The organism is Mycobacterium sp. NGS62 (assembly GCF_059812285.1).
Map to the genome: position 1 here is coordinate 451,262 of NZ_JCALCK010000003.1, position 26,291 is coordinate 477,552.

At 66.9% G+C, this 26,291-nt stretch carries 29 protein-coding genes and 1 riboswitch; of the genes, 15 read left to right on the forward strand and 14 right to left on the reverse strand.

Annotation, left to right across the window (positions count from 1 at the left end):
- Positions 1-21: 21 nt before the first annotated feature.
- Entirely contained in the window at positions 22-678 is a 657-nt protein-coding gene (pdxH, locus tag AC5Y49_RS11755; RefSeq protein WP_499887119.1) for a pyridoxamine 5'-phosphate oxidase, read from the reverse strand.
- Between the two features lie 83 nt (positions 679-761).
- On the opposite strand from pdxH, the gene AC5Y49_RS11760 reads away from it, so the two are divergent.
- A complete protein-coding gene (locus AC5Y49_RS11760) occupies positions 762-1,883 on the forward strand; it encodes a citrate synthase 2 (protein ID WP_499887121.1) in 1,122 nt (373 codons plus the stop codon).
- A gap of 85 nt (positions 1,884-1,968) precedes the next feature.
- Positions 1,969-2,418 (forward strand): VOC family protein, encoded by a 450-nt coding sequence (locus tag AC5Y49_RS11765; protein WP_499887123.1) that lies wholly within the window; start codon positions 1,969-1,971, stop codon positions 2,416-2,418.
- Positions 2,419-2,425: 7 nt separating this feature from the next.
- On the opposite strand, the gene AC5Y49_RS11770 is transcribed toward AC5Y49_RS11765, so the two are convergent.
- Positions 2,426-4,120, reverse strand: a complete 1,695-nt coding sequence (locus tag AC5Y49_RS11770; protein ID WP_499887125.1) for an FAD-dependent oxidoreductase — start codon at positions 4,118-4,120, stop codon at positions 2,426-2,428.
- Positions 4,121-4,136: 16 nt separating this feature from the next.
- On the reverse strand, positions 4,137-5,159 hold the full coding sequence (locus AC5Y49_RS11775; protein ID WP_499887262.1) for an AurF N-oxygenase family protein: 1,023 nt from the start codon (positions 5,157-5,159) through the stop codon (positions 4,137-4,139).
- Positions 5,160-5,333: 174 nt separating this feature from the next.
- Here AC5Y49_RS11775 and serC point away from each other — a divergent pair, with 174 nt between their 5' ends.
- Together serC and sepH are read left to right on the forward strand one after the other, a co-directional pair.
- Positions 5,334-6,452 carry a phosphoserine transaminase gene (gene serC / locus AC5Y49_RS11780; RefSeq protein WP_499887127.1) on the forward strand — a complete coding sequence of 373 codons (1,119 nt, stop codon included), beginning with the start codon at positions 5,334-5,336 and terminating at the stop codon, positions 6,450-6,452.
- Positions 6,453-6,542: 90 nt separating this feature from the next.
- Positions 6,543-7,310, forward strand: coding sequence for a septation protein SepH (sepH, locus tag AC5Y49_RS11785; RefSeq protein WP_499887129.1), 768 nt, complete (start codon positions 6,543-6,545; stop codon positions 7,308-7,310).
- 6 nt (positions 7,311-7,316) lie between these two features.
- On the opposite strand, the gene AC5Y49_RS11790 is transcribed toward sepH, so the two are convergent.
- The 3 genes from AC5Y49_RS11790 to AC5Y49_RS11800 are packed head-to-tail and all read right to left on the reverse strand — an operon-like array spanning position 7,317 to position 8,812.
- Positions 7,317-7,592: a DUF2537 domain-containing protein gene (locus AC5Y49_RS11790; protein WP_499887131.1), complete on the reverse strand. Its 276-nt coding sequence runs from the start codon at positions 7,590-7,592 to the stop codon at positions 7,317-7,319.
- 9 nt (positions 7,593-7,601) lie between these two features.
- Positions 7,602-8,432, reverse strand: coding sequence for a TrmH family RNA methyltransferase (locus AC5Y49_RS11795; protein WP_499887132.1), 831 nt, complete (start codon positions 8,430-8,432; stop codon positions 7,602-7,604).
- Positions 8,429-8,812: a MarR family transcriptional regulator gene (locus AC5Y49_RS11800; protein ID WP_499887264.1), complete on the reverse strand. Its 384-nt coding sequence runs from the start codon at positions 8,810-8,812 to the stop codon at positions 8,429-8,431. The genes AC5Y49_RS11795 and AC5Y49_RS11800 overlap by 4 nt, the downstream gene beginning before the upstream one ends.
- A gap of 156 nt (positions 8,813-8,968) precedes the next feature.
- Between AC5Y49_RS11800 and AC5Y49_RS11805 the strand changes: the two genes are divergently transcribed.
- Positions 8,969-9,277 carry a DUF2530 domain-containing protein gene (locus tag AC5Y49_RS11805; protein ID WP_499887134.1) on the forward strand — a complete coding sequence of 103 codons (309 nt, stop codon included), beginning with the start codon at positions 8,969-8,971 and terminating at the stop codon, positions 9,275-9,277.
- Positions 9,278-9,292: 15 nt separating this feature from the next.
- Positions 9,293-9,748: an SRPBCC family protein gene (locus AC5Y49_RS11810; protein ID WP_499887136.1), complete on the forward strand. Its 456-nt coding sequence runs from the start codon at positions 9,293-9,295 to the stop codon at positions 9,746-9,748.
- On the opposite strand, the gene AC5Y49_RS11815 is transcribed toward AC5Y49_RS11810, so the two are convergent.
- The gene (locus AC5Y49_RS11815) at positions 9,745-10,545 is read right to left on the reverse strand and encodes a DUF3027 domain-containing protein (RefSeq protein WP_499887266.1); all 801 of its coding nucleotides are present in this window, start codon (positions 10,543-10,545) and stop codon (positions 9,745-9,747) included. The two genes, AC5Y49_RS11810 and AC5Y49_RS11815, sit on opposite strands and share 4 nt — an antisense overlap.
- A 148-nt stretch (positions 10,546-10,693) precedes the next feature.
- Between AC5Y49_RS11815 and AC5Y49_RS11820 the strand changes: the two genes are divergently transcribed.
- The 3 genes from AC5Y49_RS11820 to AC5Y49_RS11830 all read left to right on the forward strand — a co-directional run bounded on the left by AC5Y49_RS11820 (position 10,694) and on the right by AC5Y49_RS11830 (position 13,742).
- A complete protein-coding gene (locus tag AC5Y49_RS11820; protein WP_499887267.1) occupies positions 10,694-12,295 on the forward strand; it encodes an MFS transporter in 1,602 nt (533 codons plus the stop codon).
- Positions 12,292-12,780 (forward strand): DUF2771 domain-containing protein, encoded by a 489-nt coding sequence (locus AC5Y49_RS11825; RefSeq protein WP_499887138.1) that lies wholly within the window; start codon positions 12,292-12,294, stop codon positions 12,778-12,780. The genes AC5Y49_RS11820 and AC5Y49_RS11825 overlap by 4 nt, the downstream gene beginning before the upstream one ends.
- 95 nt (positions 12,781-12,875) lie before the next feature.
- Positions 12,876-13,742 (forward strand): DUF559 domain-containing protein, encoded by an 867-nt coding sequence (locus tag AC5Y49_RS11830; protein ID WP_499887140.1) that lies wholly within the window; start codon positions 12,876-12,878, stop codon positions 13,740-13,742.
- Between the two features lie 64 nt (positions 13,743-13,806).
- On the opposite strand, the gene AC5Y49_RS11835 is transcribed toward AC5Y49_RS11830, so the two are convergent.
- From AC5Y49_RS11835 to AC5Y49_RS11845, 3 genes are all read right to left on the reverse strand, one after another.
- Positions 13,807-14,805 carry a glutathione S-transferase family protein gene (locus tag AC5Y49_RS11835; protein ID WP_499887142.1) on the reverse strand — a complete coding sequence of 333 codons (999 nt, stop codon included), beginning with the start codon at positions 14,803-14,805 and terminating at the stop codon, positions 13,807-13,809.
- Between the two features lie 4 nt (positions 14,806-14,809).
- Positions 14,810-16,747: an acyl-CoA dehydrogenase family protein gene (locus AC5Y49_RS11840; protein ID WP_499887144.1), complete on the reverse strand. Its 1,938-nt coding sequence runs from the start codon at positions 16,745-16,747 to the stop codon at positions 14,810-14,812.
- 100 nt (positions 16,748-16,847) lie between these two features.
- Positions 16,848-17,255 (reverse strand): cold-shock protein, encoded by a 408-nt coding sequence (locus AC5Y49_RS11845; protein WP_499887146.1) that lies wholly within the window; start codon positions 17,253-17,255, stop codon positions 16,848-16,850.
- A gap of 210 nt (positions 17,256-17,465) precedes the next feature.
- Between AC5Y49_RS11845 and AC5Y49_RS11850 the strand changes: the two genes are divergently transcribed.
- The 4 genes from AC5Y49_RS11850 to AC5Y49_RS11865 all read left to right on the forward strand — a co-directional run bounded on the left by AC5Y49_RS11850 (position 17,466) and on the right by AC5Y49_RS11865 (position 20,567).
- Positions 17,466-17,870, forward strand: a complete 405-nt coding sequence (locus AC5Y49_RS11850; RefSeq protein ID WP_499887149.1) for a YccF domain-containing protein — start codon at positions 17,466-17,468, stop codon at positions 17,868-17,870.
- Positions 17,867-18,949: a GTP 3',8-cyclase MoaA gene (gene moaA, locus AC5Y49_RS11855; RefSeq protein ID WP_499887152.1), complete on the forward strand. Its 1,083-nt coding sequence runs from the start codon at positions 17,867-17,869 to the stop codon at positions 18,947-18,949. Before AC5Y49_RS11850 ends, moaA begins: the two co-directional genes overlap by 4 nt.
- Before the next feature lie 3 nt (positions 18,950-18,952).
- The gene (locus AC5Y49_RS11860) at positions 18,953-19,231 is read left to right on the forward strand and encodes a MoaD/ThiS family protein (protein WP_499887154.1); all 279 of its coding nucleotides are present in this window, start codon (positions 18,953-18,955) and stop codon (positions 19,229-19,231) included.
- 236 nt (positions 19,232-19,467) lie between these two features.
- Positions 19,468-19,658: riboswitch (cyclic di-AMP (ydaO/yuaA leader) on the forward strand.
- A gap of 9 nt (positions 19,659-19,667) precedes the next feature.
- Positions 19,668-20,567 carry a transglycosylase family protein gene (locus AC5Y49_RS11865; RefSeq protein ID WP_499887156.1) on the forward strand — a complete coding sequence of 300 codons (900 nt, stop codon included), beginning with the start codon at positions 19,668-19,670 and terminating at the stop codon, positions 20,565-20,567.
- A gap of 7 nt (positions 20,568-20,574) precedes the next feature.
- Here the strand turns inward: AC5Y49_RS11865 and AC5Y49_RS11870 are convergent, their stop codons facing one another.
- From AC5Y49_RS11870 to AC5Y49_RS11885, 4 genes are read right to left on the reverse strand one after another with little or no spacing between them, the layout of a single operon-like run.
- The gene (locus AC5Y49_RS11870; RefSeq protein WP_499887158.1) at positions 20,575-21,006 is read right to left on the reverse strand and encodes a molybdenum cofactor biosynthesis protein MoaE; all 432 of its coding nucleotides are present in this window, start codon (positions 21,004-21,006) and stop codon (positions 20,575-20,577) included.
- Positions 21,003-21,485, reverse strand: coding sequence for a MogA/MoaB family molybdenum cofactor biosynthesis protein (locus AC5Y49_RS11875; RefSeq protein WP_499887159.1), 483 nt, complete (start codon positions 21,483-21,485; stop codon positions 21,003-21,005). The genes AC5Y49_RS11870 and AC5Y49_RS11875 overlap by 4 nt, the downstream gene beginning before the upstream one ends.
- Complete coding sequence (gene moaC, locus AC5Y49_RS11880; RefSeq protein ID WP_065013273.1) at positions 21,485-21,970, reverse strand: cyclic pyranopterin monophosphate synthase MoaC; 486 nt, start codon at positions 21,968-21,970, stop codon at positions 21,485-21,487. The genes AC5Y49_RS11875 and moaC overlap by 1 nt, the downstream gene beginning before the upstream one ends.
- A 7-nt stretch (positions 21,971-21,977) precedes the next feature.
- Positions 21,978-22,187, reverse strand: a complete 210-nt coding sequence (locus AC5Y49_RS11885) for a hypothetical protein (RefSeq protein WP_499887161.1) — start codon at positions 22,185-22,187, stop codon at positions 21,978-21,980.
- Between the two features lie 110 nt (positions 22,188-22,297).
- Between AC5Y49_RS11885 and AC5Y49_RS11890 the strand changes: the two genes are divergently transcribed.
- Positions 22,298-24,550 (forward strand): helicase-associated domain-containing protein, encoded by a 2,253-nt coding sequence (locus AC5Y49_RS11890; protein WP_499887163.1) that lies wholly within the window; start codon positions 22,298-22,300, stop codon positions 24,548-24,550.
- Positions 24,551-24,634: 84 nt separating this feature from the next.
- Positions 24,635-26,284, forward strand: coding sequence for a DNA repair helicase XPB (locus AC5Y49_RS11895; protein WP_499887165.1), 1,650 nt, complete (start codon positions 24,635-24,637; stop codon positions 26,282-26,284).
- Positions 26,285-26,291 lie beyond the last annotated feature (7 nt).

The following is a 26,291-nucleotide window of genomic DNA, read 5'->3' on the forward strand; positions in this document are numbered from 1 at the left end:
CACGCTCGCAGCGTTGGCTCCTCAAGGCTGCAGGCGTTCGACAAGCCCGCCGATCACGCGAATTCGGTTGTGCACCCGGTTTTCTCGACCCTGCCAGAATTCGACCACATCGGGCGCGATGCGGTAGCCACCCCAAGCCGGCGGGACCGGGATGTCCTCGGTGTCGGCGAAGCGCACGGTCACCTCGGCGAGCTGGTCGAGCAGCGCGGCACGCGACGCGATCGGCTGTGACTGCTGCGATGCCCATGCGCCCAGCTGTGAACCGCGGGGTCGTTTCGACCAGTAGTCCTGCGTCGTCTGCGGATCCACCTTGGTGACCGGGCCGCGGATGTGGAATTGCCGGCCCAGCTGATACCACGGGAACGTCGCCGACGCGTAGGGCGTTGCGGCAAGTTCGGCACCTTTGGCCGAGTCGTAGTTGGTGTAGAAGGTGATGCCGTCCTCGTCGACGTGCTTGCACAGCACCGACCGGCTGACCGGCCTCCCGGACTCGACGGTGGCCAACACCATGGCGTTGGGCTCGGAAATCCCCGCGCGTTCGGCGTCGTCGATCCACTTGCAGAACAACGCAAGCCATCCCTCGTCGAGCCATTTCTCGTCGAGGTCGCCGCTGCCGTCTTTCTCTGACCCGTATTCCACTCGCATTGCCGCCAGGTGCTCGTTGTCTAGACCTGCCACCGGTCAACGCTACCGCCCGGCTAACCGCCGCTTGATTACCGGCCGGTAGCAACGAGCCCGGAGCAGGGTGCGAGAATTCACCTATGACTGTGATCCCGGAGAATTTCGTCGCCGGCCTCGATGGCGTGGTGGCATTCACTACCGAGATTGCCGAGCCGGACAAGGACGGCGGCGCCCTGCGCTATCGCGGCGTGGACATCGAAGATCTGGTGAGCCGACAGGTCACCTTCGGTGATGCGTGGGCTCTGCTGGTCGACGGTAAGTTCGGTCACGGCCTGCCGCCGGCCGAACCGTTCCCGCTGCCGATCCACACCGGCGACGTGCGGGTCGACGTACAGGCAGGCCTGGCGATGCTGGCACCGATCTGGGGATACCAGCCACTGCTCGACATCGACGACGACACCGCCCGCGCCCAGCTCGCGCGGGCCTCGGTGATGGCGCTGTCCTACGTCGCCCAATCGGCCCGCGGTATCTACCAGCCCGCGGTGCCGCAGCGTGTTATTGACGAATGCTCGACGGTCACAGCGCGTTTCATGACGCGGTGGCAGGGCGAACCGGACCCCCGGCACGTCGAGGCCATTGACGCCTACTGGGTGTCGGCCGCCGAGCACGGAATGAACGCCTCGACGTTCACCGCACGGGTGATCGCCTCGACAGGTGCGGACGTGGCCGCCGCGCTGTCAGGAGCGATCGGGGCGATGAGCGGCCCGCTGCACGGCGGCGCGCCGGCTCGGGTGCTGCCCATGCTCGAAGAGGTCGAGCAGACCGACGACGCACGTGGACTGGTCAAGGGCATCCTGGACCGCGGCGAAAAGCTGATGGGATTCGGTCACCGCGTCTACCGTGCCGAGGATCCGCGGGCCCGGGTGTTGCGCGCAACCGCGAAGCGATTGGGTGCGCCGCGCTACGAGGTGGCGTTGGCGGTGGAGCAGGCGGCGCTGTCCGAACTGCGGGAGCGCCGGCCAGACCGCGCGATCGAGACCAATGTCGAGTTCTGGGCGGCAGTGATCCTGGACTTCGCCCGCGTGCCGGCCAACATGATGCCGGCGATGTTCACCTGCGGTCGCACCGCCGGATGGTGTGCTCATATTCTCGAGCAGAAGAGGCTGGGCAAGCTGGTCCGCCCGTCGGCCATCTATGTTGGCCCGGAGCCGCGCAGCCCGGAATCCGTCGAGGGCTGGGGCCAGGTACCCGACGCCTCATAGTCCGCTGCGATGACATTGCGGCGCCGCCGGAGTCAATATTGGTGAGCCCGTCCGGGCGACCCCACTGACGACTCAGGAGGCCATCGTGTCGATCACCATCGAACCCGCACTGTCCCCACACCTTGTCGTTGACGACGCCGCCGCGGCGATCGACTTCTACGTCAAGGCTTTCGACGCTGTCGAGTTGGGTCGAGTACCCGGCCCCGAGGGCAAACTGATCCATGCCGCGCTGCGCATCAACGGGTTCCTGGTCATGCTGGCCGACGACTTCCCGGAGGCCAGCGGCGGCACGTCGATGACCCCGAGGTCATTGGGTGGAACCCCGGTCACCATCCACCTGACGGTGACCGACGTCGACACGAAATTCCAGCGCGCGTTGGACGCCGGGGCGACGGTGGTGATGCCGCTGGAGGATCAGTTCTGGGGCGATCGCTATGGGGTGGTCGCCGATCCGTTCGGTCACCACTGGTCGCTCGGACAGCCGGTGCGAGAGGTCAGCATGGACGAAATCGCCGCTGCGGTTGGTGAGCCCTGATATTCGCCTAGGAAATCCGGTCCAGCAGCGCATCGAGCAACCGTCGGCCAACTGATGGTCTGGGCGCGGTCGCCGCGATCGCGAGCATGTCGTCGACGGCGGTGAACTTGTCGCGCGGCCGCTCGTCGGCGGCGCCGCGCGCGACCTCGGCGGCGTCGATGGCGTGCCAGCCCGCGGCGTCGATAACCTCGGGCCGGCGCTCGTGCACCAGTCTGGCCAGGACCCGCGGCCCGGCTTGTGGATCGGCGAGCAGGCCGTCGTTGAAGTCGGCGACCAACGCCTGCACGGTGTGCAGAGAGCAGGACTTGTTGGTGCCGATGAACCCGGTCGGTCCGCGTTTGATCCACCCGGCCACGTATGCGCCGGTCACCGGTTGTCCCGAGTCCGGATCGACGACGCGGCCCCCGTCGTTCGGCACTACGCCGGCGGCATCGTCGAACGGCAGGTCACGAATCGCATTGCCGTGATAGCCAATTGACGTCAGGAGCAGCCCAGCGTCCAATTGGCGCACCTCGTCGGTGCCGGTGACCGTGAACTCCACGCCGCTGACGCGCTGCTCGCCGAGGACGCGCGCCGGGGTGAGCTGATAGGCCAGCCGGATCCGCGGTCTCGACGGCACCGCTGAGGCGTCGCCGAGTTTGGTGAGGATCTCCAGTTTCTGCCTGGTCGATTTGTCGGAGACGGACGCGAGGTCGCGGCGCACCAACTCGTGGTCGGCGGAGTCGAGCACCACGTCGGCGGTGGTGGTCAACCCGATCAGCTCCGGCAGCGTGAACGCCGACTGTGCGGGGCCGCGCCGAGCCGCGATCACCACCTCCCGCACCCGCGACGCACGTAGCACCTCCAGCGCGTGGTCGGAGATATCGGTGCTGGCCAGCTGATCGGGATCGGCGGTGAGAACGCGGGCGACATCGAGCGCAACGTTGCCGTTGCCGACGATGACTACTCGCTCATGGCTCAAATCGACTGGCAGATCAGTGAAATCGGGATGGCCGTTGTACCACGCCACCATCTCCGTCGCGGTGCCCGTGCCGTTGAGGCCCATCCCGCCGATGTCGAGTCGTCGATCATTCGGCGCACCAACGGCATACACCACGGCGTGGTGATGAGCCAACAGATCTGCGTGGCTCAGGTGCCTGCCAACTTCCACGTTGAGAAAGAACTGGAAGCCTCGACGATCGGCGACCTGGTCGAACAGCCGAGTTACCCGCTTGGTGCTTTGGTGATCGGGTGCCACTCCGGCACGGACCAAACCGTAAGGGGTAGGCAGCTTTTCGAAAACGTTGACCCGCACCCCGGGCTGGCTGAGCAGCTCGTCGGCCGCGTACATCGCCGCCGGCCCGGAGCCGACGATCGCCACGGTCAGCGGGCAGCCGCGGGCATGCACCTCCGACGCCGGAATAACCGGGGCCAGCTTCGAAGTCGGCGGCAGCTTCACATCGGCGGGCCGTTCCGGGTAGAACGACGAGTTGATCTCGATGAATGGCAGTTGCTTAGGCTCCAGCCGGCTATCGGGCGCAATGGCTCCCACCGGACAGGCGCTCACGCAGGCTCCGCAGTCGACGCAGGCCACCGGGTCGATGTAGAGCATCTCGGAGGTGGCGAAACCCGGCTCGTCCGGTGTGGGGTGGATGCAGTTCACCGGACAAGCGAAGACACAGGACCCGTCGTTGCAGCACGACTGGGTAATAACGTGCGGCATGAATCAACCGGGACTGTCAGGCAGCCGGCACCGCGGCCAAATGCTGGCGCGCTGGTTCGCTGCGGTAGCGCGACGGCTTGCCGTTGATCTTGCAGATCCGCCATATCAACTTGGCGACCGGGTTCATCAACCCGGTGTCGTGACACAGCATCCGCACATCGCCGAACATGTCGCGCAGCATCTGCTGCGACTCCGGCGAGCGGAAGAACACCTCCTTGCGCACCCGGCGGGGAATGTCGAACTCACGCCAGAAAGCCTTCGGCGGAACCACGATCGCCGAGCACAGAATCCGCATGGTCACCGGGACAAACAATGACAGCCAGAACCGCTTGCGGCGCGGCAGGTCCGGGACACGCTTGCGCAGGTACTCGTGGGCAAACGAGATGTGGCGAGCCTCTTCGGCGACGTGAATCGCCATCACCCGTTCCATGATCGGATGCAGCTCCTTGCCCTCGCGCAGCACGTTCTTCTGCGTGTGGTCGATGGGCTCCTCGCCCGCCAGGATGCCGAACCAGAACGGGATCGGCAGCGGGCCGGCCACCAACGGGATCAATGGCTGAACCCATTTCAGCAGCCGCGGCATGCCAGGCACGTCGGCCCCGATGTGGTTCACCATCTCCTGGAACATCATGGTGTGGTTGCACTCTTCGACCGCTTCGTGCAGGCAGTACCGATACTCCGGCGAGCCGTTCGGGACCCAGAAGGCGTACTCCATCAGGCCGCGAATCAGGATCGATTCGAAGTGCAGGCCGACCTTGGCGACGTTCGCCTGCCGCCACATGCCGATCTGGATCTGGCGTTCGTCGGACTGCGCCTGATACCAGGGGTGGCGGCCCAACGGATCAGTCGCTGGCAGTTTCCAGCGCGGGTCGTTGTCGGTGACCGCGAACTCGGGTGACTTCCAGTCGATGTCGGTATAGGGGTTGAAGTTGCGCCGCACCGACCCCTCGGACAGCGTGTTCAGCATGTCCACGTACTGCTGGTCATCCTGGACGTCCATGTTGCGGCGCCAGCGCCGTACCATCTTCGTCCGAGCCATCTTCTGAGCCATCCCCGGTCTCTCCTGATGAGGTTTACATTTGGACGTCTTATGTCTAGACAGTACCGGAGGTATCGCAAACTTTCTAGACCTACGCGGCCACTGTGGTGCAGCGGCGAACGACGACCGTGATGTGGTCTGGGTCACATAGCCGGAGTCATTAGCCTGGTGACCATGGCTGAGGCATTGACAATTCCCGACGGCATCAAACCCGGCGACGGCCGATTCGGGTCGGGCCCCTCCAAGGTGCGCCCCGAGCAGCTGCAGGCGCTTGCCACCAGCGCCGCCGGGCTTTTCGGAACCTCGCACCGGCAGGCACCGGTGAAGGATCTGGTCGGCCGCGTACGCACCGGCTTGCGCGACTTTTTCTCGGTGCCCGACGGGTACGAAGTCATCCTGGGCAACGGTGGCGCCACCGCGTTCTGGGACGCCGCGGCGTTCGGACTGATCGACAAGCGGTCGCTGCACCTGTCCTACGGCGAGTTCAGCTCGAAGTTCGCTTCGGCGGTCACCAAGAATCCGTTCATCGGGGAGCCGATCGTCGTCAAATCCGAGCCCGGTAGCGCACCAGAGCCGCAGAGCGACCCGTCGGTCGACGTGATCGCCTGGGCACACAACGAGACCTCGACCGGCGTGGCGGTGCCGGTGCGGCGTCCCACCGGCTCGGGTGACGCGCTGGTCGCCATCGACGCCACCTCCGGCGCCGGCGGGCTGCCGGTCGACATCACCGAGACCGACGCCTACTACTTCGCGCCGCAGAAGAACTTCGCCAGCGATGGTGGTTTGTGGCTGGCGATTCTGAGCCCGGCGGCGCTGAACCGCGTCGAGACCATCGCAGCATCCGGACGCTGGGTGCCCGATTTCTTGTCGCTGCCGATCGCGGTGGAGAACAGCCTGAAGAACCAGACCTACAACACCCCGGCGATCGGAACGCTGGTGCTGCTGGCCGAGCAGATCGACTGGCTGTTGGCCAATGGCGGGCTGGATTGGGCAGTCAAGCGGACTGCGGACTCGTCGCAGCGGCTGTACGGATGGGCCCAGGAGCGGCCGTACACAACGCCGTTCGTTGCCGAGCCGGGGCTGCGTTCGCAGGTGGTCGGCACCATCGACTTCAGCGACGACGTGGATGCCGCGGCCGTCGCGAAGGTGCTACGGGCCAACGGCATCGTCGACACCGAGCCGTACCGCAAATTGGGCCGCAACCAGTTGCGCGTCGCGATGTTCCCCGCCGTGGAGCCCGACGACGTCAGTGCCCTCACCGAATGCGTCGACTGGGTCGTCGAACGGCTCTGAGCCGGGCGGCGTGTCAAAACGGTAACGGTCGGTCGCTGCACTAAAGTGCGCACCAATCGGGTCGGATGCAACGGCTCGGAGGAGGTCGCCATGCGGGAACTCAAAGTCGTCGGACTCGACGTCGATGGCAACCACATCATCTGCGAGAGCGACAACCCGGCCGACACGTTCACCCTGCGGCTCGACGACCGGTTGCGGTCCGCGGTGCGCGGTGACGGGGCACGGGTGGGGCAAACTCAGATCGAGATTGAGGTCACCAGCATGCTGCGTCCCAAGGAGATTCAGGCCCGTATCCGTGCCGGCGCGTCCGTCGAGCAGGTAGCCGCGGCCGCCGGTGTGGACGTCGCGCGGGTCGAGCGGTTCGCTCACCCAGTGCTGCTGGAACGTTCGCGCGCCGCTGAGCTGGCGACTGCCGCACATCCCGTCCTGGCCGACGGTCCCGCCGTGCTGACACTGCTGGAGACCATCACCGCCGCACTGGTGGCGCGCGGCCTCAACCCGGATGCCACCACGTGGGACGCCTGGCGCAACGAGGACGGACGCTGGACGGTGCAGTTGGGCTGGAAGGCCGGGCGCTCCGATAACCTGGCGCATTTCCGCTTCGTCCCGGGTGCCCATGGCGGAACTGTTACCGCACTCGACGACACGGCCAGTGAGCTGATTGACCCAGACTTCGACCGCCCACTGCGGCCGCTGGCACCGGTCGCCGAGTTGGACTTCGACGAACCGGAACCGCCGACCGCAGAAGACACTGCACCGGAGCCGCCGAGCGAGCCGGCACGCGGACGTCGCGGCAAGCCGCCGGTCCCGGCGTGGGAGGACGTGCTACTGGGGGTCCGCTCCGGCGGGCAACGCTGAGCTGCGCTACGTCCCCAATAGCGCCAGCGTCAGCAGGGCCAACCACGCGCCCGTGACGCCCACTCCTGCGCCCAACACGAACCAACGCAACACCGGCGTGCACCGCCACCCCCACAGGGTGGGTGCTAGACCTCCAGCCGCGACGACGTTGAGCCCGACCGCCAGTAACGGATGCACGCGGACCAACCCCAGACTGAGCACCACGATCGCGACTGCAGTTACTGCGGCGACAAAGCCGGCCACCGTCAAACCCGTTGCCCACGGGGTGGTTTCGTCAGACACCAGCCGAGCCTAACCCGATTGCTCGCGTGCACGTTCGTAGAAGGCGAGCGCCGCCGCGGTTGCGACATTGAGCGAGTCGGTGCCGCGCGACATCGGAATGCGCACCCGCAAATCGCTTGCCTGCATCGCGGCACGACTCAGTCCGTGTCCTTCGGCGCCCACCAGCACTGCCACCGGTTCGTCACGCACCATGCGCATCGCCGCCGGCAGCGTCTTGGTATCGCGGCCGGGCGTCATGGCAAGTAGCCGAAAACCTTTTTGCCGCAGGATGTGTAAGTCGTCAGGCCACTCGGCTACCCGGGCATACGGCACCAACAGCGCGTGGCCCATCGATACCCGCACCGCGCGCCGGTACAGCGGATCGGCGCATCCCGCACCGAACACCACCGCGTCCACGCCGAGCCCGGCCGCGTTGCGAAAGATAGACCCCAGGTTCTCGTGGTCGTTGACGCCCTCGAGCACCGCAACGGTCCGCGCTCCGTCGAGAATCTGCGCGACACTCGGATCCGGCACCCGACGCGCGGCGGCCAGCACCCCGCGGTTCAGGTGAAAGCCGACCACCTGGGCCATCACTTCCACGCGAACCCGGTAGTACGGGGCGGTACTGCCGGCAAGGTCCGACCTGAGCTCGGCGAGCCTGCGATCGGTGCCCAGAAACGCCAGCGGCGTGAACCGCGATGCCAACATGCGCTGCACCACCAGCACACCCTCGGCGATGACCAGACCTTTACCGGTCGGAAGGTCGGGACGACGATCGATGCTGTTCAGATCCCGGAAGTTGTCGAGCCGCGGATCGCCGGGATCGTCGACATCGCAGACCACGACGTGGTCTGTGCTCACGGACTTTCGTCGACCAGCGCCAAGATGAGGTCCGCGGCGCTGCGCAGCGTGTCACGCTCGGCAGCGGCCAGACCCGCCAACCGCTGAGCGAGCCACTCCTGGCTGGCCCGATATTCGGCCTCCAGCAGTTCAGTGCCGGCTTCGGACACCGAAACCAGCACCTGCCGACCATCGTCGGGGTGTGCGACGCGGTCGACGAACCCCAGATCGGCCAGTGACGCGATCACTCGGGTCATCGAAGGTGGCCGGACCCGTTCACGACAGGCCAACGTGCCGGGCGTCATCGGACCGTCTTTGGCCAACGTCGACAACGCCGACAGTTGCGACAGCGACACCGGGGACTGCGGGCGCCGAAACCGCAGCTGCCGGGCCAGCCGCATGACGGCCAACGACAAGTCGCTGGCCAGCCGCGTATCGCCGTTGATCACAGCGCGAAGGTTACGACACAACGTCCGTTCGTAAACAGCGAATCACCCACACATCCGGCGTCGGGCCGGGTTTGATGGGCCGCTTGCCGCCGGGTTAGCGTGATCTCGATGTCCGTCGAGCCAAGACAAAGCCCCAAGCCGCCACGTCTGCCGGTGGCGTTGCTCGACGTGTGGCCCGTCATCGCGGTGGGCGCGCTGGCCTGGCTGATTGCTGCGGCGGCTGCGTTCATCGTGCCGAGCCTGGAAAACTGGCGACCGGTGACGCTGGCGGGGTTGGGTGTCGGGCTGCTGGGCACCGCGATATTCCTCTGGCAGCGTGACGCTGCTCGCCGCGGCGCGCGCGGCGCACAGATCGGGTTCGAATCCCAACTCGATCGGGTCCAGAGCGACTTTCACCCGACGAGCGAAGACCACTAACAGGAGGACAGTTCAATGGCAGCGCCGCTATTGCAAGCACAAGTCGACATCAAAGCGCCGGTGGCCAAAGTCTGGTCGTTGGTATCGGATTTCCGCCGGATGCCGCAGTGGAGTCCGCAGTGCCGCTGGATGAAGCAGCTCGGCCCGCTACGCGAGGGCACCCGGACCTTCAACCTCAACCGCCGCAACTTCCTGTTCTGGCCCACGACGTGCACCGTCACCGAGGTCATCCCCGAGGAGAAAGTGGCGTTCAAGGTCAACGCCAACGGCACCATCTGGAGCTACGAGCTGCAAGCGATCCCCGAGGGCACCCGACTGGTCGAGAGCCGGCACGCCGAAAACGGGGTCAAGGCGATCTCCACTTTGACGGTGAACGCGCTGATGGGTGGGTCGGACAACTTCGACCGGGAACTGGTGGAGGGAATGAACGCCTCGCTGGCCAACATCAAAGCCGCCGCCGAGAACGGTTAAGACTCCGCGGGCTTGTCGGTGGGTTTCTCGGCGACGTCGAGCACCCCGTCGTCGTACGGCTCGTAGGCCGGCGAGCCGCTGCCCGCCGGAGCCGGCGTGTCGGAATGCGCGCCGCACCCGTACTCGTAGTCGACGACGTGACCATCGGCGGACATCTCATTGCCGCAGACGCCGAACATCGCGCCCAGCGACCCCGCCAACGGCAAGAAGAAGCCACAGTCGCGGCACACTCGTTTCGTCGACCGCGCCATCGGCGAGCCGGGGCCATAGTCGCCGTCGTGCCAGCGCCCGGCCGCCTGCGAGCGGCCCCAGGCACCCATCACCCGCCGCCGTCCTAATCCAACGTCGGCGGCGACATCGTCGACCTGCGGGTCGCCGCTGGCCAGGTAGCCCGGCACCAGTCGCGGGTCGTCGGGCAGCGGTGCGAGTAGATCTCCCGGTCCTAGGTCACCCGGTCGCACCCGTTGATCCCACGGCACCCAGTCCGGTGCCAGCAGCGCCGTGGGGCCCGGAACCAGCACGACCTCGCTGATGGTGGCGTGGCCGGCGCCGGGATAGGCGGCGACGACGACGGCCCATTGCCAGCCCTGATAGCCAGGCAGGTGGGCCAAAAAGCGGTGGGTGGCCGCAGTTGGGCCCTCGTAGCCGACGCCCAGGTATTCCCCGACCACGTCGGCACCACTGAACTCGACCACGGCCGTCCGAGCCTGGTCGACGGCACCCGTGAGGACCGCGGCCAACGCCGGCGGCCACTCGGCCGTTGCCGTCGCCGCCGACTCCCCTGTGGGCCCGGTCACGCTGTCCGCTGTCTCCATACTTCTTCAATACTGCCGCAGGTCCGTAGCGGCCAGCCACACCGGTCGCCTACGCGCTTGATCATCCGCGATGAGCGAGAATTGATTCGTGGCGCAACGGCGGCGTGATCACCCGACCGAGCATCCCGGGATGGCCAACTATCCGACGGCCGACCCGGTATATCGTCGACCGCGCGCCACGATGCCCAGCGCCAACCGCTACCTCCCGCCGCTGAATCGTCAGCCGGACCCTGGCCGGCACAGCGACGCGCCGCGTGCCGTTCCCACCGCCGAGCGGATCACCGTCACCCGCGCCGCGGCGCAGCGCAGTCGTGAAATGGGTTCGCGGATGTACGGTTTGGTGCAGCGGGCCGCGACCGCAGACGGCGCCGACAAGTCCGGTCTGACGGCGTTGACCTGGCCCGTGGTCGCGAATTTCGCGGTTGACTCCGCGATGGCGGTGGCGCTGGCCAACACGCTGTTCTTCGCGGCGGCCACCGGGGAGAGCAAGGACAGAGTCGCGCTGTATCTGCTCATCACGATCGCGCCGTTCGCGGTGATCGCCCCGCTGATCGGTCCGGCGCTGGACCGGCTGCAGCACGGCCGTCGCGTCGCGCTGGCGCTGTCGTTCGTGCTGCGTACCGCACTGGCCGTGGTACTGATCACCAACTACGACGGCGCCACCGGCAGCTTTCCGTCCTGGGTGCTCTACCCGTGCGCGCTGGCCATGATGGTGCTGTCCAAATCGTTTTCGGTGCTGCGCAGCGCGGTGACGCCGCGGGTGATGCCGCCGACGATCGATTTGGTGCGGGTCAACTCCCGGCTGACCACCTTCGGGCTGCTGGGCGGCACCATTGTCGGCGGCGGTATCGCCGCCGGCGTGGAGTACGTGTTCGACCACCTGTTTGCGCTGCCCGGCGCGTTGTTCGTCATCATCGCCGTCACGGTGGTCGGTGCGTTTCTTTCGATGCGGATTCCGCGTTGGGTCGAGGTGACCGCGGGCGAGGTCCCCACCACCTACCGCTACCGGCAGTCGCGTCGACGGGGGCACCTCCCGCGTGCGGGGGATTGGCCCGAAGAGGTTCGCCGGGCCAGCGGGGCGATTCGACAGCCGTTGGGCCGCAATATCATCACTGCTTTATGGGGCAATTGCACCATCAAAGTCATGGTCGGGTTCTTGTTCTTGTATCCCGCCTTCGTCGCCAAAGCGCACGACGTCAGCGGGTGGGTGCAGTTGGGCATGCTGGGTCTGATCGGCGCGGCGGCCGGGATCGGCAACTTCGCGGGCAACTTCGCCAGCGCACGCCTGCAACTGGGCAGGCCCGCGGTGCTGGTGGTGCGGTGCACCGTGGCGGTGACGGCGGCGGCGCTGGCCGCGGCGATCGCCGGCAGCCTCGTTGCGGCCACCGTCGCCACCTTGGTCACGTCCGGGTCAAGTGCGATCGCCAAAGCCGCACTGGATGCCTCATTGCAAAACGATCTGCCTGAAGAGTCGCGCGCCTCGGCGTTCGGACGCTCGGAGTCGACGCTGCAGTTGGCTTGGGTGCTCGGCGGCGCGCTGGGCGTGCTGGTGTACACCGAGTTGTGGGTCGGGTTCAGCGCGGTGGGCGCATTGCTGATCCCGGGTTTGGCGCAGACCATCCTCAGCTTCCACGGCGACTCGTTGATACCAGGCTTCGGCGGTAACCGGCCCGTCATGGTCGAACAGCAGGGCCACCGCCGCGACGACGCCGCCGCGGTGCTGCGCAAGTGAAACGCCCTGTCGCGGTGCTGGTCGCCGTCGTGGTGGTGCTTGCTGCGGCCGGCGCCGGGTTCGGCGCCTGGCTGCTGGTGCGCGGGCACGGCCCGTCGCGGCCCGAGATCAGCGCGTATTCGCACGGTCATCTGACTCGGGTCGGGCCATACCTGTATTGCAATGTGCTGGACCTCAACGATTGTCAGACGCCGGGTGCACAAGGCGAGTTGCCGGTGAATGACCGCGATCCGGTGCAGCTTTCGGTGCCGACGGCGATCGGCCGGGCGCCCTGGCGGCTGTTGCGGGTGTATGAGGATCCGGCCAAAACCACGACCACCGTGTTCCGGCCGGACAGCCGGCTGGCGGTCACCATCGCCACCGTCGACCCCCAGCGCGGCCGGCTGAGCGGGATCGTCGTCCAGTTGATGACGCTGGTGGTCGATCCGGCCGGCGACTTGCACGATGTCCCGCACGCCGAGTGGTCGGTGCGCCTGGTCTTCTGACGCCGAGCGTCGAGTTGTTGGGTGAAATTGCGTGATTCTGCCCAACAACTCGACGCTGGTCCGCAGGTGTCGGTACCGACGGGCATCGTTTGCGCATGGCAACCGTGGATTGGCCCTTTCGAGGCAACGAAGCTCTGGCCGCGGGAATCGTCACACCGCATCAGCTGCGAACCGAGTTCGAAAGCGTGCACCGGAATGTGTACATCCTGCGCGGACAGCCGCTGACACCGGTAACCCGCGCGGTCGCGGCCTGGCTGTGGTCGGGGCGCGCCGCGACCGTGGCGGGGCTATCCGCCGCGGCCCTGCACCGAACAGCGTGGATCGACGCATGGCTGCCTGCCGAGCTGAATCGCCGCAGTCGCGACAAGACGCACGGCATTGTCCTGCACAGCGACACGCTGTGGGACGACGAGTGGTGTGTGCGAGACGGTATCCGGTTAACGACTCCAGCCCGTACGGCATTCGACCTCGGGCGGCGAAACGGGTTCGCTGCGGCGGTGATTCGGCTTGACGCGCTCGCGCATGCCACCGGGTTGAAGGTGGCCGACGTGGAGCCGCTGGCGGACCGTCATCGCGGGGCGCGTGGGCTGGTGCAGCTGCGCCGGGTGTTGTCGGTAATCGACAGCGGTGCCGAATCGCCGTACGAGACGAAGACCCGGCTGCTGCTCCTGGCGAACGGCCTGCCGCGGCCGCAGACCCAGATCGAGGTGCTCAGTGAATGGGGCGCGGTGGTGGCGCTCATCGACATGGGTTGGCAAGAATGGAAGGTCGGCGTGGAGTTCGACGGCGCCCACCACTGGACCGATCCGGCGCAGCGGACCTACGACATCGATCGACTCGCCGAACTAGAGGCCCGCGGATGGATCATCATCCGGGTGAGCGCAGACCTGCTGCGGTACCGTCCGGAAGTTCTCATCGCGCGGATACTTCGGGCGCTGCGCGCCGCCGGCTGCTCCATTTGAGATGTCGAACGTCGAGTTGTTGGGCCAAATCGCGCAATTTCGCGCAACAACTCGACGCTCGGCGTTAGTGGTTTTGCGGCACCCTCTCGCCCTCCACCGGCGGGCCCGGCGGGGTGCCATCACCGAAGGGCATGCCGCCCAGTGCTTCTCGTCCATGTGGAGTCAGCCAGTTAGCCAAGTCCGGGCCCTTGGGCACGATGCGGGTGGGGTTGATGTCGGCGTGCACGATGTAGTAGTGCTGTTTGATCTGCACGAAGTCGACAGTGTCGCCGAAACCCGGCGTTTGGAACAGATCACGCGCATAGGCCCACAGCACCGGCATCTCGGACAACTTGGATCGATTGCATTTGAAATGCCCGTGATAGACCGGGTCGAAGCGGGCCAACGTGGTGAACAGCCGCACATCGGCTTCGGTGATGGTGTCGCCCACCAGATATCGCTGCCCACTGAGCCGCTCGCTCACCCAGTCCAGCGCGGTGAACAATCGGTCGTAGGCCGCGTCGTAGGCCTGCTGTGAGCCGGCGAATCCACACCGATAGACCCCGTTGTTGATCTCGGTGTAAATCCGTCGGGCCACCTCGTCGATCTCGGCACGCAGCGGCTCCGGGTAGAGCTCGGGCGCGCCGTCACGCTGGTAGGCCGTCCATTCGGTCGAGAAGTCCACGGTCATCTGCGCGAAATCGTTGGTGACCACCGCGCCGGTAGGCACGTCGACCATCGCCGGGACCGTGATGCCTTTCGGGTAGTCGGGAAACCGCTTGAAATAGGCGTCCTGCAAACGAGGAATCTTCAGCACCGGGTCGACGCCGCCGGGGTCGAGGTCGAAAGTCCAACTGCGCTCGTCATGGGTAGGGCCGCAGAATCCAATGGAGATAACCTTTTCCAGCCCCAGCAGCCGCCGGACGATGATCGCGCGGTTGGCCCACGGGCACGCGCGGGCGACGATCAAGCGGTATCGGCCCGGTTCGACGGGGTACCCGTCCCGGCCGTCTGCGGTGATGCGGGTCTCGATGTAGTTGGTGTCGCGGGTGTACTCACCCGCCCCGGCGACATAGGAAGCCATGCTCTCAGGAGTCCGATACGGTGAGGACCCGCCGGGACATGTCCTCCTCGGTGGACGCACCCGGTTCCCATTGGGCGATCCATGGCCCGGTGCCCTCCGACGGGTCCAAGATTCCGGCTTCCAGCCACGTGTAGCGTCCGCTCAGTACCTCCTCGGCCAACCGAACGTCGGTGCTGTCCGTGTTGGACCACAAGGCGCCGAACAGTGCCTCGACCCGCAAGGTGGCCTGTTGGCAGAACGCGTCGGCAAGCTCGTAGGCCTGCTGGCCCTCGGCTCGGTCCGCAACCCGCTGCGCTTCGGCCCGCACACATGCCGCCGACATGGCGAACAACTCCGCCCCGATATCCACGATGCGGCCGAGGAATCCTTGTTTTTGCTCCAAAGCAGCTTGCCAGCGCGCCATTCCGTAGAACGTGTTGCGGGCGAGCTTTCGCGCCGAGCGCTCGACAAACCGCATATGAGTCGCCAGCTTGCCGAACTCACGATAGGTGGTCGGCAGTTGCCCTTCACCGAATGCCAGTTGCGGCAACCATTTTGCGTAGAATCCACTGGCGCCTGCTGCGGCCTTGGCCTTCTGCCGCATGTCGGCTTTGGGATTCGCCAGATCCCCGGCCGTACTCAGGTGGGTGTCGACCGCCTCGCGGGCGATCAGCAGCCGCATGATCTCGCTGGATCCTTCGAAGATGCGGTTGATCCGCAAGTCGCGCACCAACTGCTCCACCGGAACCGCACGCTCTCCGCGCGCGGCCAGCGACTCGGCGGTCTCGTAGCCGCGCCCGCCGCGGATCTGCAGCAGTTCGTCGGCGATCACGTCGGCCATCTCGCTGGACCACAACTTCGCCAGCGCCGCCTCGATTCGAATGTCGTTGCGGTCTTCGTCGGCCATCTGCGCGGACAGCTCGAGCACCGCTTCGAGCGCGTAAGTGGTTGCGGCGATAAACGAGATCTTGCCCGCGACCGCCGCGTGCTTGCCGACCGGTTTGCCCCACTGGACGCGTTCGCACGACCACTCCCGAGCGATCTTCAGCGACCATTTGGCGGCGCCGGCCGCCATTGCCGGGATGGACAGCCGACCGGCGTTCAATGTGGTCAGCGCGATCCTTAGCCCGTCGCCTTCTCGACCGATCAGGTTTTCCCGGGGGACGCGAACCTTATGCATGCGAGTCAGGCCGTTTTCGATGCCGCGCAGCCCCATGAACTTGTTGCGCCGCTCGACGGTGATGCCCGGCGAATCTGCCTCGACGACAAATGCGCTGACTCCTCCGCGGTGCCCGTCGCTCTTGGGCACTCGAGCCATCACCACCAGCAGATCGGCGACCACACCGTTGGTCGTCCATAACTTCACGCCGTCGAGTTCGTACGCCTGCCCGTCGTCGACCGGTGTCGCCGTCGAGGCCAGCCGGGCGGGGTCGGAGCCCACATCGGGCTCGGTGAGCAGAAACGCCGATATCCCTCCGGCCGCGCACCGCGGCAGGAACTTCCGCTTCTGTTCTTCGGTGCCGGCCAGTTTCAGTGGTTCGGGTACCCCGATCGACTGATGCGCCGACAGCAGTGCACCAAGGCTGGGGTTGACCGTCGCAACCATGACCAATGCGCGGTTGTAAGCGACCTGCGACATCTTCAGGCCGCCGTATTCGGAGGGGATTTTCATGCCAAAACAGCCGAGTTCGGCAAGACCCTTGACGTACTCGTCGGGAATCTGGGCATCTCGCTCGATGACGCTGCCGTCGACGCCTTCGAGAAACTCCCGCAGCTTGGCCAGGAACTCTTCGGTACGGGCGGCGTCCTCGTCGGCCGGTCGGGGAAACGGGTGAATCAGCTCTAACGGGAAGCGACCGAGAAATAACTCTTTCGCGAACGACGGTTTATCCCAACCGCTTTCGCGAGACTCCTCGGCTACGGCTCTCGCTTGCTCCTCGCTGACCTGTGCCTGCTGCGCCATCGGACACTCCTGGGGTTACGACCATTGTTACGCGTCAGTAACCAGTGTTGCCCGCGGCGCACTTCCGTACACCATCTTTTAGGAGAATCGCAGTCGCGACTCAGCCGTCCAGCTCCCGGGCCACAGCTTTGACCACCTCGGAAACCCGACGGGCTGTCTTTCGGTCCGGGTAGCGGCCTTTGCGCAGTTCGGGCTGCACCGTGCTTTCCAGCAAGGTGATCATGTCCTCCACCATGCCGTGCAGCTCGTCGGGGCTGTGCTTGTGTTCGGCCGGACCGTCGCGGCGAGTACGTGACAGGCTGGGTGGCGGATCAATCAGCTTGAGACTCAATGCCTGTGGCCCGCGACGACCAGAAGCCACGCCGAACTCGACGCGCTGCCCGGCCTTGAGGTCCTCGACGCCCGCGGGTAACGCCGACGAACGCACGTAGACGTCTTCGCCATCCTCCTGTGACAGGAAGCCAAATCCCTTCGCGGCGTCGTACCACTTCACCTTGCCAGTCGGCACTGGTCTCACCTGCTTGTCTAACGAAATCTCTAGAATGGCCAACACAATGAAGCGTCCCGCCTGCGCAGGACGCAATGACTGCTGATCCTACTCGGACGCGGGCTGCCCAAGCACCCCCGTTACTTGTGGGCGCGGTGGCGACCCTCAGCGCCCGGCTGAGCCGCGCTGGCGGTCGCCACTGGGTAGGCTGGCACTACCGCTGGAGGTGATATGCGCCTGATCCTGAACGTCATCTGGCTGATCTTCGGCGGCCTTTGGCTGGCCGCCGGCTATCTACTGGCGGCCGTCGTCTGCTTTTTGCTCATCATCACCATCCCGTTCGGCTTCGCCGCCCTGCGTATCGCGCTGTATGCACTGTGGCCATTCGGCCGCACGATCGTTGAAAAGCCGGGCGCCGGGACCGGAGCGCTGATCGGGAACGTCATCTGGGTGCTGGTATGCGGCATCGCGCTGACGATCATCCATGTGACAACCGCGATCGCGCAGGCGGCGACAATCATCGGTATTCCGCTGGCGCTGGCCAACCTCAAGTTGATCCCGGTGTCGCTGGTGCCGCTGGGCAAAGAGATTGTGCCGGTCAATTCGCGCACTCGGCCCGAGTCGGTGCTGGCATGACGTTGATCGCACTCGGCGTGCCTACGGTGCGCCGCCCCGATGATGACCCGAGCCGCCACGGGCCCGCCCCGGCCACTGGGCCGTTGGTCGACACTTTCGGGCGGGTTGCCACCGACCTGCGGGTCTCGTTGACCGACCGCTGCAATCTGCGCTGCACCTACTGCATGCCCGCAGAGGGGCTGGACTGGCTACCGGGCGAGCAGCTACTCAAGCCCGACGAACTGGCGCGGTTGCTGAGCATCGCCGTGACCCGGCTCGGGATCACCAGCGTGCGATTCACCGGCGGTGAGCCGTTGTTGGCCCGTCATCTCGAAGAAGTGGTGGCCGCGGTAGCGGCATTGCGGCCACGTCCGGAAATCTCGCTGACCACCAACGGTCTGGGCCTGGACCGGCGAGCCGCCGCGCTCGCCAAGGCCGGCCTGGACCGGGTCAACGTGTCGCTGGACACGGTGGATCGCGCCCACTTTGCCGCCATCACCCGGCGCGACCGGCTCGACGACGTGCTGGCCGGGCTGGCCGCGGCCAAAGAAGCCGGCTTCGATCCCGTCAAGGTCAACGCCGTACTCGATCCCACCACCGGGCGAGCGGACGTCGTGGAGCTGCTGCGGTTCTGCCTCGAGCACGGGTACCAATTGCGAGTCATCGAGCAGATGCCGCTCGATGCCGGCCACCAGTGGCGCCGCGGGGAGGTGCTGAGCGCCGACGACGTGCTGGCGGCGTTGCGGCCGCATTTCCGGCTGCGACCCGACCCGGCACCACGCGGGTCGGCGCCGGCCGAGCTGTGGCTGGTGGACGAGGGTCCGGGCACGCCGGCCGGAAAGGTCGGCGTCATCGCCTCGGTATCGCACCCGTTCTGTTCGACGTGTGATCGGGTGCGGTTGACCGCCGACGGCCAAATCCGCAACTGCCTGTTCGCCAAGCAGGAGACCGACGTGCGTAATCTGCTGCGCAGCGGCGCCGACGATGACGCGATCGAAGCAGCGTGGCGCACGGCGATGTGGGCCAAAGCTGCCGGGCACGGCATCAACGACCCCGACTTCATTCAGCCGGACCGCCCGATGAGTGCGATCGGCGGCTGACCCGTGGCTCAACCGTCCGACGCGCTCACAGAGCTACCGGTCACGGTCCGCTATTTCGCAGCGGCACGGGCTGCGGCCGGCGTCGAGTCGGAAACCATCGCGGTGCGGGCCGGCGCCACGGTGGCGGAACTCGTCGCCGACCTCGCCGGGCGCGATGCACGCCTGGCGACGGTGCTGTTGCGATGCTCCTATTTATGCGACGGAATCGCGGTCAAGGACGACGCGACCGTGCTGCGAGCCGGCGACACGATCGACGTTTTACCGCCCTTCGCCGGTGGCTAACCGCGTGATTTGCGTCACATAACGGTTTGATTACGGCGCGGCCACAGGCTGATTGCGACCGGTCGTGACCTGCGCAAACTAACCGCGTTCCTGGCGTTTCAGCGGTGTGCCGCAACGGAAATCGCCGAATTCAGTGAGACGTGACTCTCTCGGCGCAACCCGCTACCGTCGTGCGCGGGCTTGGCGCGTCTACTGGACCGCTGGGCCTACCTCGCCTGTCGCGCCGAGCTCCATCCAGCAGACGAGGGCCAACGACAACCCGTGGATGGAGGCGGGGGACCCACCGGTCCGCCGAAATCGGACTGGAGCCTCATCAAGGCTCCTTGGGGTGAAGCCGCCGCCGTTTCCGCGGACACGGCAGTGGCCGGGCGACCTCTCCTAGCCCGAACCCGACAGCTGACCTCGTGGGCGCATACAGAGAGGACATCACCGGCGTATGAGTGGACGGCATCGTAAGCCCACGACATCTGGCGTCAGCGTCGCCAAGCTCGCCTTTACCGGCGCCGTGATCGGAGGCGGCAGCATCGCCCTCGCCGGCCACGCCGCGGCGGCGACCGACGGCGAATGGGACCAGGTAGCCCGCTGCGAGTCCGGCGGCAACTGGGCGATCAACACCGGCAACGGGTACCAGGGTGGGCTGCAGTTCAACCGAGGCACCTGGGCCGCTCATGGCGGCGGCGAGTTCGCCCCGTCGGCCCATTTGGCCAGCAAGGAGCAGCAGATCGCGGTCGCCGAGCGGGTGTTGGCGACTCAGGGTCGCGGCGCCTGGCCGGCATGCGGTCGCGGGTTGTCGGCCGCCACACCGCGCAACGTCGTTGCCGACGAGTCGGCGAACGCGCCCGAAGACGACCCGGCGGCCAACGGTGAACCGGCGGCGCTCGACGCCCCGCTGCCGCCGCCCGGCGAAGAACCGGCTCCGCCCGTCGAGTTGGTGGCCGTCGACGAGCCGGCACCGCCGGCAGAACCCGCGGCGTTCGACGAGGCGCCGATCGACGAACCGGCACCGCCGGTTGACGAGCCCGCCCCGGTGGTCGAGGCCGTGGCAGACGAAGCGCCGATCGACGAGCCGGCACCGCCGGTTGAGACCATCGCGCTCGACGAGGCGCCGCCCGCCGACGCCCCAGAGGACGTCCGGCAGGCCCAAGCGGTCGCGAGTTGGACCATCGTCGAGGACGCACCGCTCGCGCCCGCCCCGGAACCGCCTGCCGCCGCACCGCAGAACCTGGACGTCGGCTACCTCGCGGATCTGTGGCAAGCCATCCAGGCGGAGGACGTCAACGGCAACGACGCACTGACCGCGCTCGGCCAGCAGCCTGCGACCACGCCGGCTCCGTAAGCCTGGCTTAGGCCGAGCCCACCCACTCGTCGGTGCCGTCGGCGAAGAACTGGTGCTTCCACACCGGTAGCCGCGCCTTGATGGTGTCCACCAGATGCGCGCAGGTCTCGAATGCCGCACGGCGATGATCGGAGGCCACCGCCGCCACCAGCGCCGCATCACCGATCTGCAGCACACCGACGCGGTGACTGGCCGCGATCGCCCGCACCCCGCGGCACTGCTCGGCAACTTCGGCCAACACGTCGGCCATGACCTGCTCGGCCGACGGGTGTGCGGAATATTCCAGCCGCAGCACGCCGCGTCCGCCGTCGTGGTCGCGGATCATCCCGACGAACCCTACGACCGCGCCGGCGGCCTGATGCCCCACTAAATCTTCGTGTTCGGCCAGCAGGATCGGCTGCTCGGTCAGCGCAGCCCGCAGAACCTCAGCGCGGGTCATCGCGGATGGTCCCCGCCGGCGAGTTGGTCCAGCGCATGATCCAGCACGCCGTCGAGCACGCCGAGCCCGTCGCGCACTCCGCCGGTCGAACCGGGCAGGTTGACGACGAGGGTCCGGCCGGCCACCCCGCACACCCCGCGGGAGAGCACCGAGGTCGGCACCTTCGGCAAGCCCGAGCTCCGGATCGCATCGGCCAGTCCGGGAATCTCGTAGTCGAGCACTGCTGTCGTTTGAGCCGGCGTGTCGTCGCTGGGTGAAATGCCGGTGCCACCCGAGGTGATGACGACGTCGACACCCTCACCGACGGCATCGCGGAGGGCCTTCCCGACCGGGTCACCGTCGGGTACCACCAGCGGCTCGGACGGCGAAAATCCGCGTTGCCCAAGCCATTCGGTGATGATGGGCCCGCACCGGTCGTCGTAGACGCCGGCCGATGCGCGAGTGGAGGCGATGATGACGCGTCCCGATCGGGCGGCCATCACCGCACCCAGGTCCCGTGCCGGCCGCCGTCCTTGCGCAGTACCCGGATGTCGTCGATGCGAGCGGCCGGGTCCACCGCTTTGATCATGTCGTAGAGCGTCAGGCCGGCCACGCTGACGGCGGTCAGCGCTTCCATCTCCACGCCCGTGCGGTCGGTGCTGCGCACCGTTGCGGTGATGTCGATTGCTGACTCGCCGACGGTGAAGTCGACCTCGACACCGGTCAGCGCGAGTTGGTGGCACAGCGGAATCAGGTCGCTGGTGTGCTTCGCGGCCAGGATGCCCGCCACTCGCGCGGTGGCCAGCGCATCGCCTTTGGGCAGCCCGCCCGCCGAGATCAGCGACACCACCTCCGCGGAAGTGTGGAAGGTGCCGGCGGCGACGGCGGTGCGCTTGGTGGCTCCTTTTTCGGTGACGTCGACCATGTGCGCGGCACCTCGCTCGTCGATGTGCGAGAGCGGGCCCGAAGCTGCAGCGCCAGACATCGACCGCCTACCGGTTGACGTCAGTGACCGGGTGTACGTAGGGCAGGTCGTCGGAGGGCAGCGGAAAGACCAGATCACCGAACGGCGAGAGCGCGCCGACTCGGTCGGTCGCCAGTTCGCTCACGGCGTGATCGTCGGGGTCGGTCGTCGGCCAGCCCTTGTCGACGTACCGCGTCTTTTGCGCCTTTTTGTCACCGTTATCAGCCACGAGGTCCATTCTGACAGGTCGCCCACCGAGGGACCTGCCGAGTAGCCAGTTAATGCACCCAATCGAGGCGACTCGGCCGTCACGCTTCGCATTAGCCGACTGCTTTACGCTGGTCAGCAATGACCGAACATACCCCGAGCATCGCGTTGGGGTCCTGGCTGGCCGACTTGCCCGACGAGCGGCTGATCCGCCTACTGGAGCTGCGGCCCGACCTCGCGCAGCCGCCGCCCGGCAGTATCGCGGCCCTGGCCGCCCGGGCTCAGGCGCGTCAATCGGTGCGGGCTGCCACCGACGAGCTGGACTTCCTGCGGCTGGCAGTGCTTGATGCGCTGCTGGTGCTGCATGCCGACACCACGCCGGTGCCGGTCGCCAAGCTGCTCGCCATGATCGGTGATCGGGTGCCCGAGGCCAACGTCGTCGCCGCCCTCGACGACCTCAAAGAGCGCGCCCTGGCCTGGGGTGACGCCGAGGTTCGGGTGGCCGCCGACGCCGCCGCCGGACTGCCCTGGCATGCCGGGCAAGCAATCTTGGAGGACGAGCCGCGCACCCGGGAACAGATCGTCGCGCTGCTGGACGAACTCGACGACTCAGTCTTGAGCGTGTTGGAGAAGCTGTTGGAGGGCTCCCCACTGGGGCGTACCCGCGACGCCGCACCCGGCGCTGCCCCGGACCGCCCGGTGCCGCAACTGCTGGCCACGGGCCTGTTGCGCCGAGTCGACGCCGAGACGGTGATCCTGCCGCGCCAAGTCGGACACGTGCTGCGTGGCGAGGATCCCGGGCCGGTGCAGCTGACGGCGCCGGATCCGGTCGCGGCCACCACCACAGCTACCGATGCCGATGCTGCCGCCGCCGGAGCCGTCATCGATTTACTGCGCGAACTCGAAGCTCTGCTGCAAACCCTCAGCGTTGCACCGGTTGCCGAGCTGCGCAGTGGCGGTCTGGGGATACGTGACGTCCGACGGCTGGCCAAAGTCACCGGGATCGACGAGGCCCGGCTGGGTCTGATTCTCGAACTGGCGGCGGCGGCCGGCCTGGTCGCGAGTGGCACGCCGGATCCACCGCCCGAGGATGGTGAGGGCCCGTTTTGGGCGCCGACGGTCGCGGCTGACCGGTTCGCCGAGACATCCACCGCTGAGCGATGGCAGCTGCTGGCCAACACCTGGCTGGACCTCCCCAGGCGTCCCGCGTTGATCGGCACGCACGATCCGACAGCCAAACCCTATGGCGCCCTTTCGGATTCGATCTACTCGACGGCAGCACCGCTGGATCGCCGCCTGCTGTTGGACATGCTGACCGAACTGCCCCCCGGCGCCCGCGTCGACAAGACATCCGCGTCGGCGGCGCTGGTGTGGCGCCGGCCGCGATGGGCCAAGCGACTGCAGCCGGGCCCGGTCGCCGACCTGCTGGACGAGGCGCATGTCCTCGGGCTGGTCGGCCGCGGCGCGATCAGCACCCCGGGCCGCGCGCTGCTGGATCAGGGCGAGCATGCCGCAGTGCTCGACGCGATGAACCGCGCGCTACCCCCGCCGATCGACCACTTCCTGGTCCAGGCCGACCTGACCGTGGTGGTGCCCGGACCGCTGGAACGAAACCTCGCGGAGGAACTATCCGCGGTCGCCACCGTTGAATCGGCCGGCGCGGCGATGGTTTACCGGGTCACCGAACAGTCGATCCGGCACGCGCTCGATGTCGGCAAAACAGCCGACGAGCTGCACGGGCTATTCAAGACATACTCCAAAACACCGGTGCCACAGGCACTTACCTACCTCATCGACGATGTGGCCCGTCGGCACGGACAGCTGCGAATCGGTATGGCGGCCTCCTTCGTCCGTTGCGAAGACCCGACGCTGCTGGCCCAGGCGGTGGCGGCACCCGCGACCGAACAGCTGGGGCTGCGGGTGCTGGCGTCGACCGTGGCCATCTCTCAGGCACCGATCGCCGAGGTGCTGGCGGCTCTGCGCAACGCGGGTTTCGCCCCGGCCGCAGAGGACTCCACCGGCACCATCGTCGACATCCGGGCCCGCGGCGCTCGGGTGCCCACGCCACAGCTGCGCCGCATGCATCGCGCGATCCCTCGACCCAGCAGCGACACGCTCAGCGCAGTGGTCGCCGTGCTGCGCAAGGTCAGCGCGGCGCCATTTGCCAACGTACGGATCGACCCGGCGGTCGCGATGTCGTTGTTGCAACGTGCCGCGCGGGACGGCATCACGGTGGTGATCGGTTATGTCGACGCCGCCGGGGTGGCCACTCAGCGGGTGGTTACACCGGTCGCGGTGGTGGGCGGTCAGTTGGTGGCGTTCGATGCGACGTCCGGGCAGGCCCGTGAGTTCGCTATCCATCGCATCACTACCGTGTCGGCCGAGTCGGGATAATCGACGGTATGCCGCCGGCGACGATGCAGGGCATAAAAGCGATGCGGGGGTACCTCCCGCTTGCGGGGGAGAGGAGCGGCGCTTGTGACCGACGGGCCCTTGATCGTGCAGTCCGACAAGACGGTGCTGCTCGAAGTTGACCATGAGCTGGCCGGCGCTGCACGCGCGGCGATCGCACCGTTCGCGGAACTGGAACGCGCCCCTGAGCATGTGCACACCTACCGCATCACCCCGCTGGCGCTGTGGAACGCCCGGGCCGCCGGCCACGACGCCGAGCAGGTGGTCGACGCATTGGTCAGCTACTCGCGTTACGCGGTGCCGCAGCCGCTGCTGGTCGACATCGTCGACACCATGGCCCGCTACGGGCGGCTGCAGCTGGTCAAGCACCCCGCGCACGGCCTGACACTGGTCAGCTACGATCGCGCGGTGCTCGCAGAGGTGCTGCGGCACAAGAAGATCGCACCGATGCTCGGCGCCCGCATCGACGACGACACCGTCGTCGTGCATCCCAGCGAACGCGGCCGGGTCAAGCAAATGCTGCTCAAGATCGGCTGGCCGGCCGAAGATCTGGCCGGCTACGTCGACGGCGAAGCCCACCCGATCAGCCTGCGCCAGGACGACTGGCATCTGCGGGACTACCAGGAGATGGCGACCGAGTCGTTCTGGTCGGGCGGCTCAGGTGTAGTGGTGCTGCCGTGCGGGGCGGGTAAGACGCTGGTCGGCGCGGCTGCGATGGCGAAAGCCAGTGCGACGACACTGATCCTGGTGACCAACACCGTCGCCGGTCGGCAGTGGAAGCGCGAGCTGATTGCCCGCACGTCGCTCACCGAAGAAGAGATCGGCGAATACTCCGGTGAGCGCAAAGAGATTCGCCCGGTCACCATCGCCACCTACCAGGTGATCACCCGGCGCACCAAGGGTGAATACCGCCACCTGGAGTTGTTCGACAGCCGCGACTGGGGACTGATCATCTACGACGAGGTGCATCTGCTGCCCGCGCCAGTGTTCCGGATGACCGCCGATCTGCAATCGCGTCGCCGGCTTGGCTTGACCGCCACCCTGATTCGCGAGGACGGCCGCGAAGGCGATGTGTTCAGCTTGATCGGCCCGAAACGCTATGACGCGCCGTGGAAAGATATCGAAGCGCAGGGCTGGATCGCGCCGGCCGAGTGCGTCGAGGTCCGAGTGACGCTGACCGATAGTGAGCGGATGACCTACGCCACCGCAGAACCCGACGAACGCTATCGCCTCTGCTCGACCGCGCATTCGAAGATCGCGGTGGTCCGTTCGATTCTGAGTCGACACCCCGGCGAGCAGACGCTGGTCATCGGCGCCTACCTCGATCAGCTCGACGAACTGGGCACCGTGCTCGACGCCCCGGTGATCCAGGGATCCACGAAGACCGCCGAACGCGAGGCATTGTTCGACGCGTTTCGCCGCGGCGAGATCACCACCCTGGTGGTGTCCAAGGTGGCCAACTTCTCCATCGACTTGCCCGAAGCCGCAGTGGCGGTCCAGGTTTCGGGGACGTTTGGTTCACGCCAGGAGGAGGCGCAGCGCCTGGGCCGGTTGCTGCGCCCCAAGGCCGACGGCGGTGGCGCGATCTTCTATTCGGTGGTGGCCCGGGACAGCCAGGACGCCGAATACGCCGCGCACCGGCAGCGGTTCCTCGCCGAGCAGGGCTACGGGTACATCATCCGCGACGCCGACGATCTGCTCGGCCCGGCGATTTAGCGTCCGT

Bases quoted from the DNA above. Each gene is read 5' to 3' on its own strand.
- AC5Y49_RS11760 (WP_499887121.1), top strand. From the start codon at position 762: ATGACTGTGATCCCGGAGAATTTCGTCGCCGGCCTCGATGGCGTGGTG.
- AC5Y49_RS11770 (WP_499887125.1), bottom strand. From the start codon at position 4,120: ATGCCGCACGTTATTACCCAGTCGTGCTGCAACGACGGGTCCTGTGTC.
- AC5Y49_RS11775 (WP_499887262.1), bottom strand. From the start codon at position 5,159: ATGGCTCGGACGAAGATGGTACGGCGCTGGCGCCGCAACATGGACGTC.
- serC (WP_499887127.1), top strand. From the start codon at position 5,334: ATGGCTGAGGCATTGACAATTCCCGACGGCATCAAACCCGGCGACGGC.
- sepH (WP_499887129.1), top strand. From the start codon at position 6,543: ATGCGGGAACTCAAAGTCGTCGGACTCGACGTCGATGGCAACCACATC.
- AC5Y49_RS11800 (WP_499887264.1), bottom strand. From the start codon at position 8,812: ATGCGGCTGGCCCGGCAGCTGCGGTTTCGGCGCCCGCAGTCCCCGGTG.
- AC5Y49_RS11805 (WP_499887134.1), top strand. From the start codon at position 8,969: ATGTCCGTCGAGCCAAGACAAAGCCCCAAGCCGCCACGTCTGCCGGTG.
- AC5Y49_RS11810 (WP_499887136.1), top strand. From the start codon at position 9,293: ATGGCAGCGCCGCTATTGCAAGCACAAGTCGACATCAAAGCGCCGGTG.
- AC5Y49_RS11820 (WP_499887267.1), top strand. From the start codon at position 10,694: ATGGCCAACTATCCGACGGCCGACCCGGTATATCGTCGACCGCGCGCC.
- AC5Y49_RS11830 (WP_499887140.1), top strand. From the start codon at position 12,876: ATGGCAACCGTGGATTGGCCCTTTCGAGGCAACGAAGCTCTGGCCGCG.
- AC5Y49_RS11835 (WP_499887142.1), bottom strand. From the start codon at position 14,805: ATGGCTTCCTATGTCGCCGGGGCGGGTGAGTACACCCGCGACACCAAC.
- AC5Y49_RS11840 (WP_499887144.1), bottom strand. From the start codon at position 16,747: ATGGCGCAGCAGGCACAGGTCAGCGAGGAGCAAGCGAGAGCCGTAGCC.
- AC5Y49_RS11850 (WP_499887149.1), top strand. From the start codon at position 17,466: ATGCGCCTGATCCTGAACGTCATCTGGCTGATCTTCGGCGGCCTTTGG.
- moaA (WP_499887152.1), top strand. From the start codon at position 17,867: ATGACGTTGATCGCACTCGGCGTGCCTACGGTGCGCCGCCCCGATGAT.
- AC5Y49_RS11865 (WP_499887156.1), top strand. From the start codon at position 19,668: ATGAGTGGACGGCATCGTAAGCCCACGACATCTGGCGTCAGCGTCGCC.
- AC5Y49_RS11870 (WP_499887158.1), bottom strand. From the start codon at position 21,006: ATGACCCGCGCTGAGGTTCTGCGGGCTGCGCTGACCGAGCAGCCGATC.
- AC5Y49_RS11875 (WP_499887159.1), bottom strand. From the start codon at position 21,485: ATGGCCGCCCGATCGGGACGCGTCATCATCGCCTCCACTCGCGCATCG.
- moaC (WP_065013273.1), bottom strand. From the start codon at position 21,970: ATGTCTGGCGCTGCAGCTTCGGGCCCGCTCTCGCACATCGACGAGCGA.
- AC5Y49_RS11885 (WP_499887161.1), bottom strand. From the start codon at position 22,187: ATGGACCTCGTGGCTGATAACGGTGACAAAAAGGCGCAAAAGACGCGG.
- AC5Y49_RS11890 (WP_499887163.1), top strand. From the start codon at position 22,298: ATGACCGAACATACCCCGAGCATCGCGTTGGGGTCCTGGCTGGCCGAC.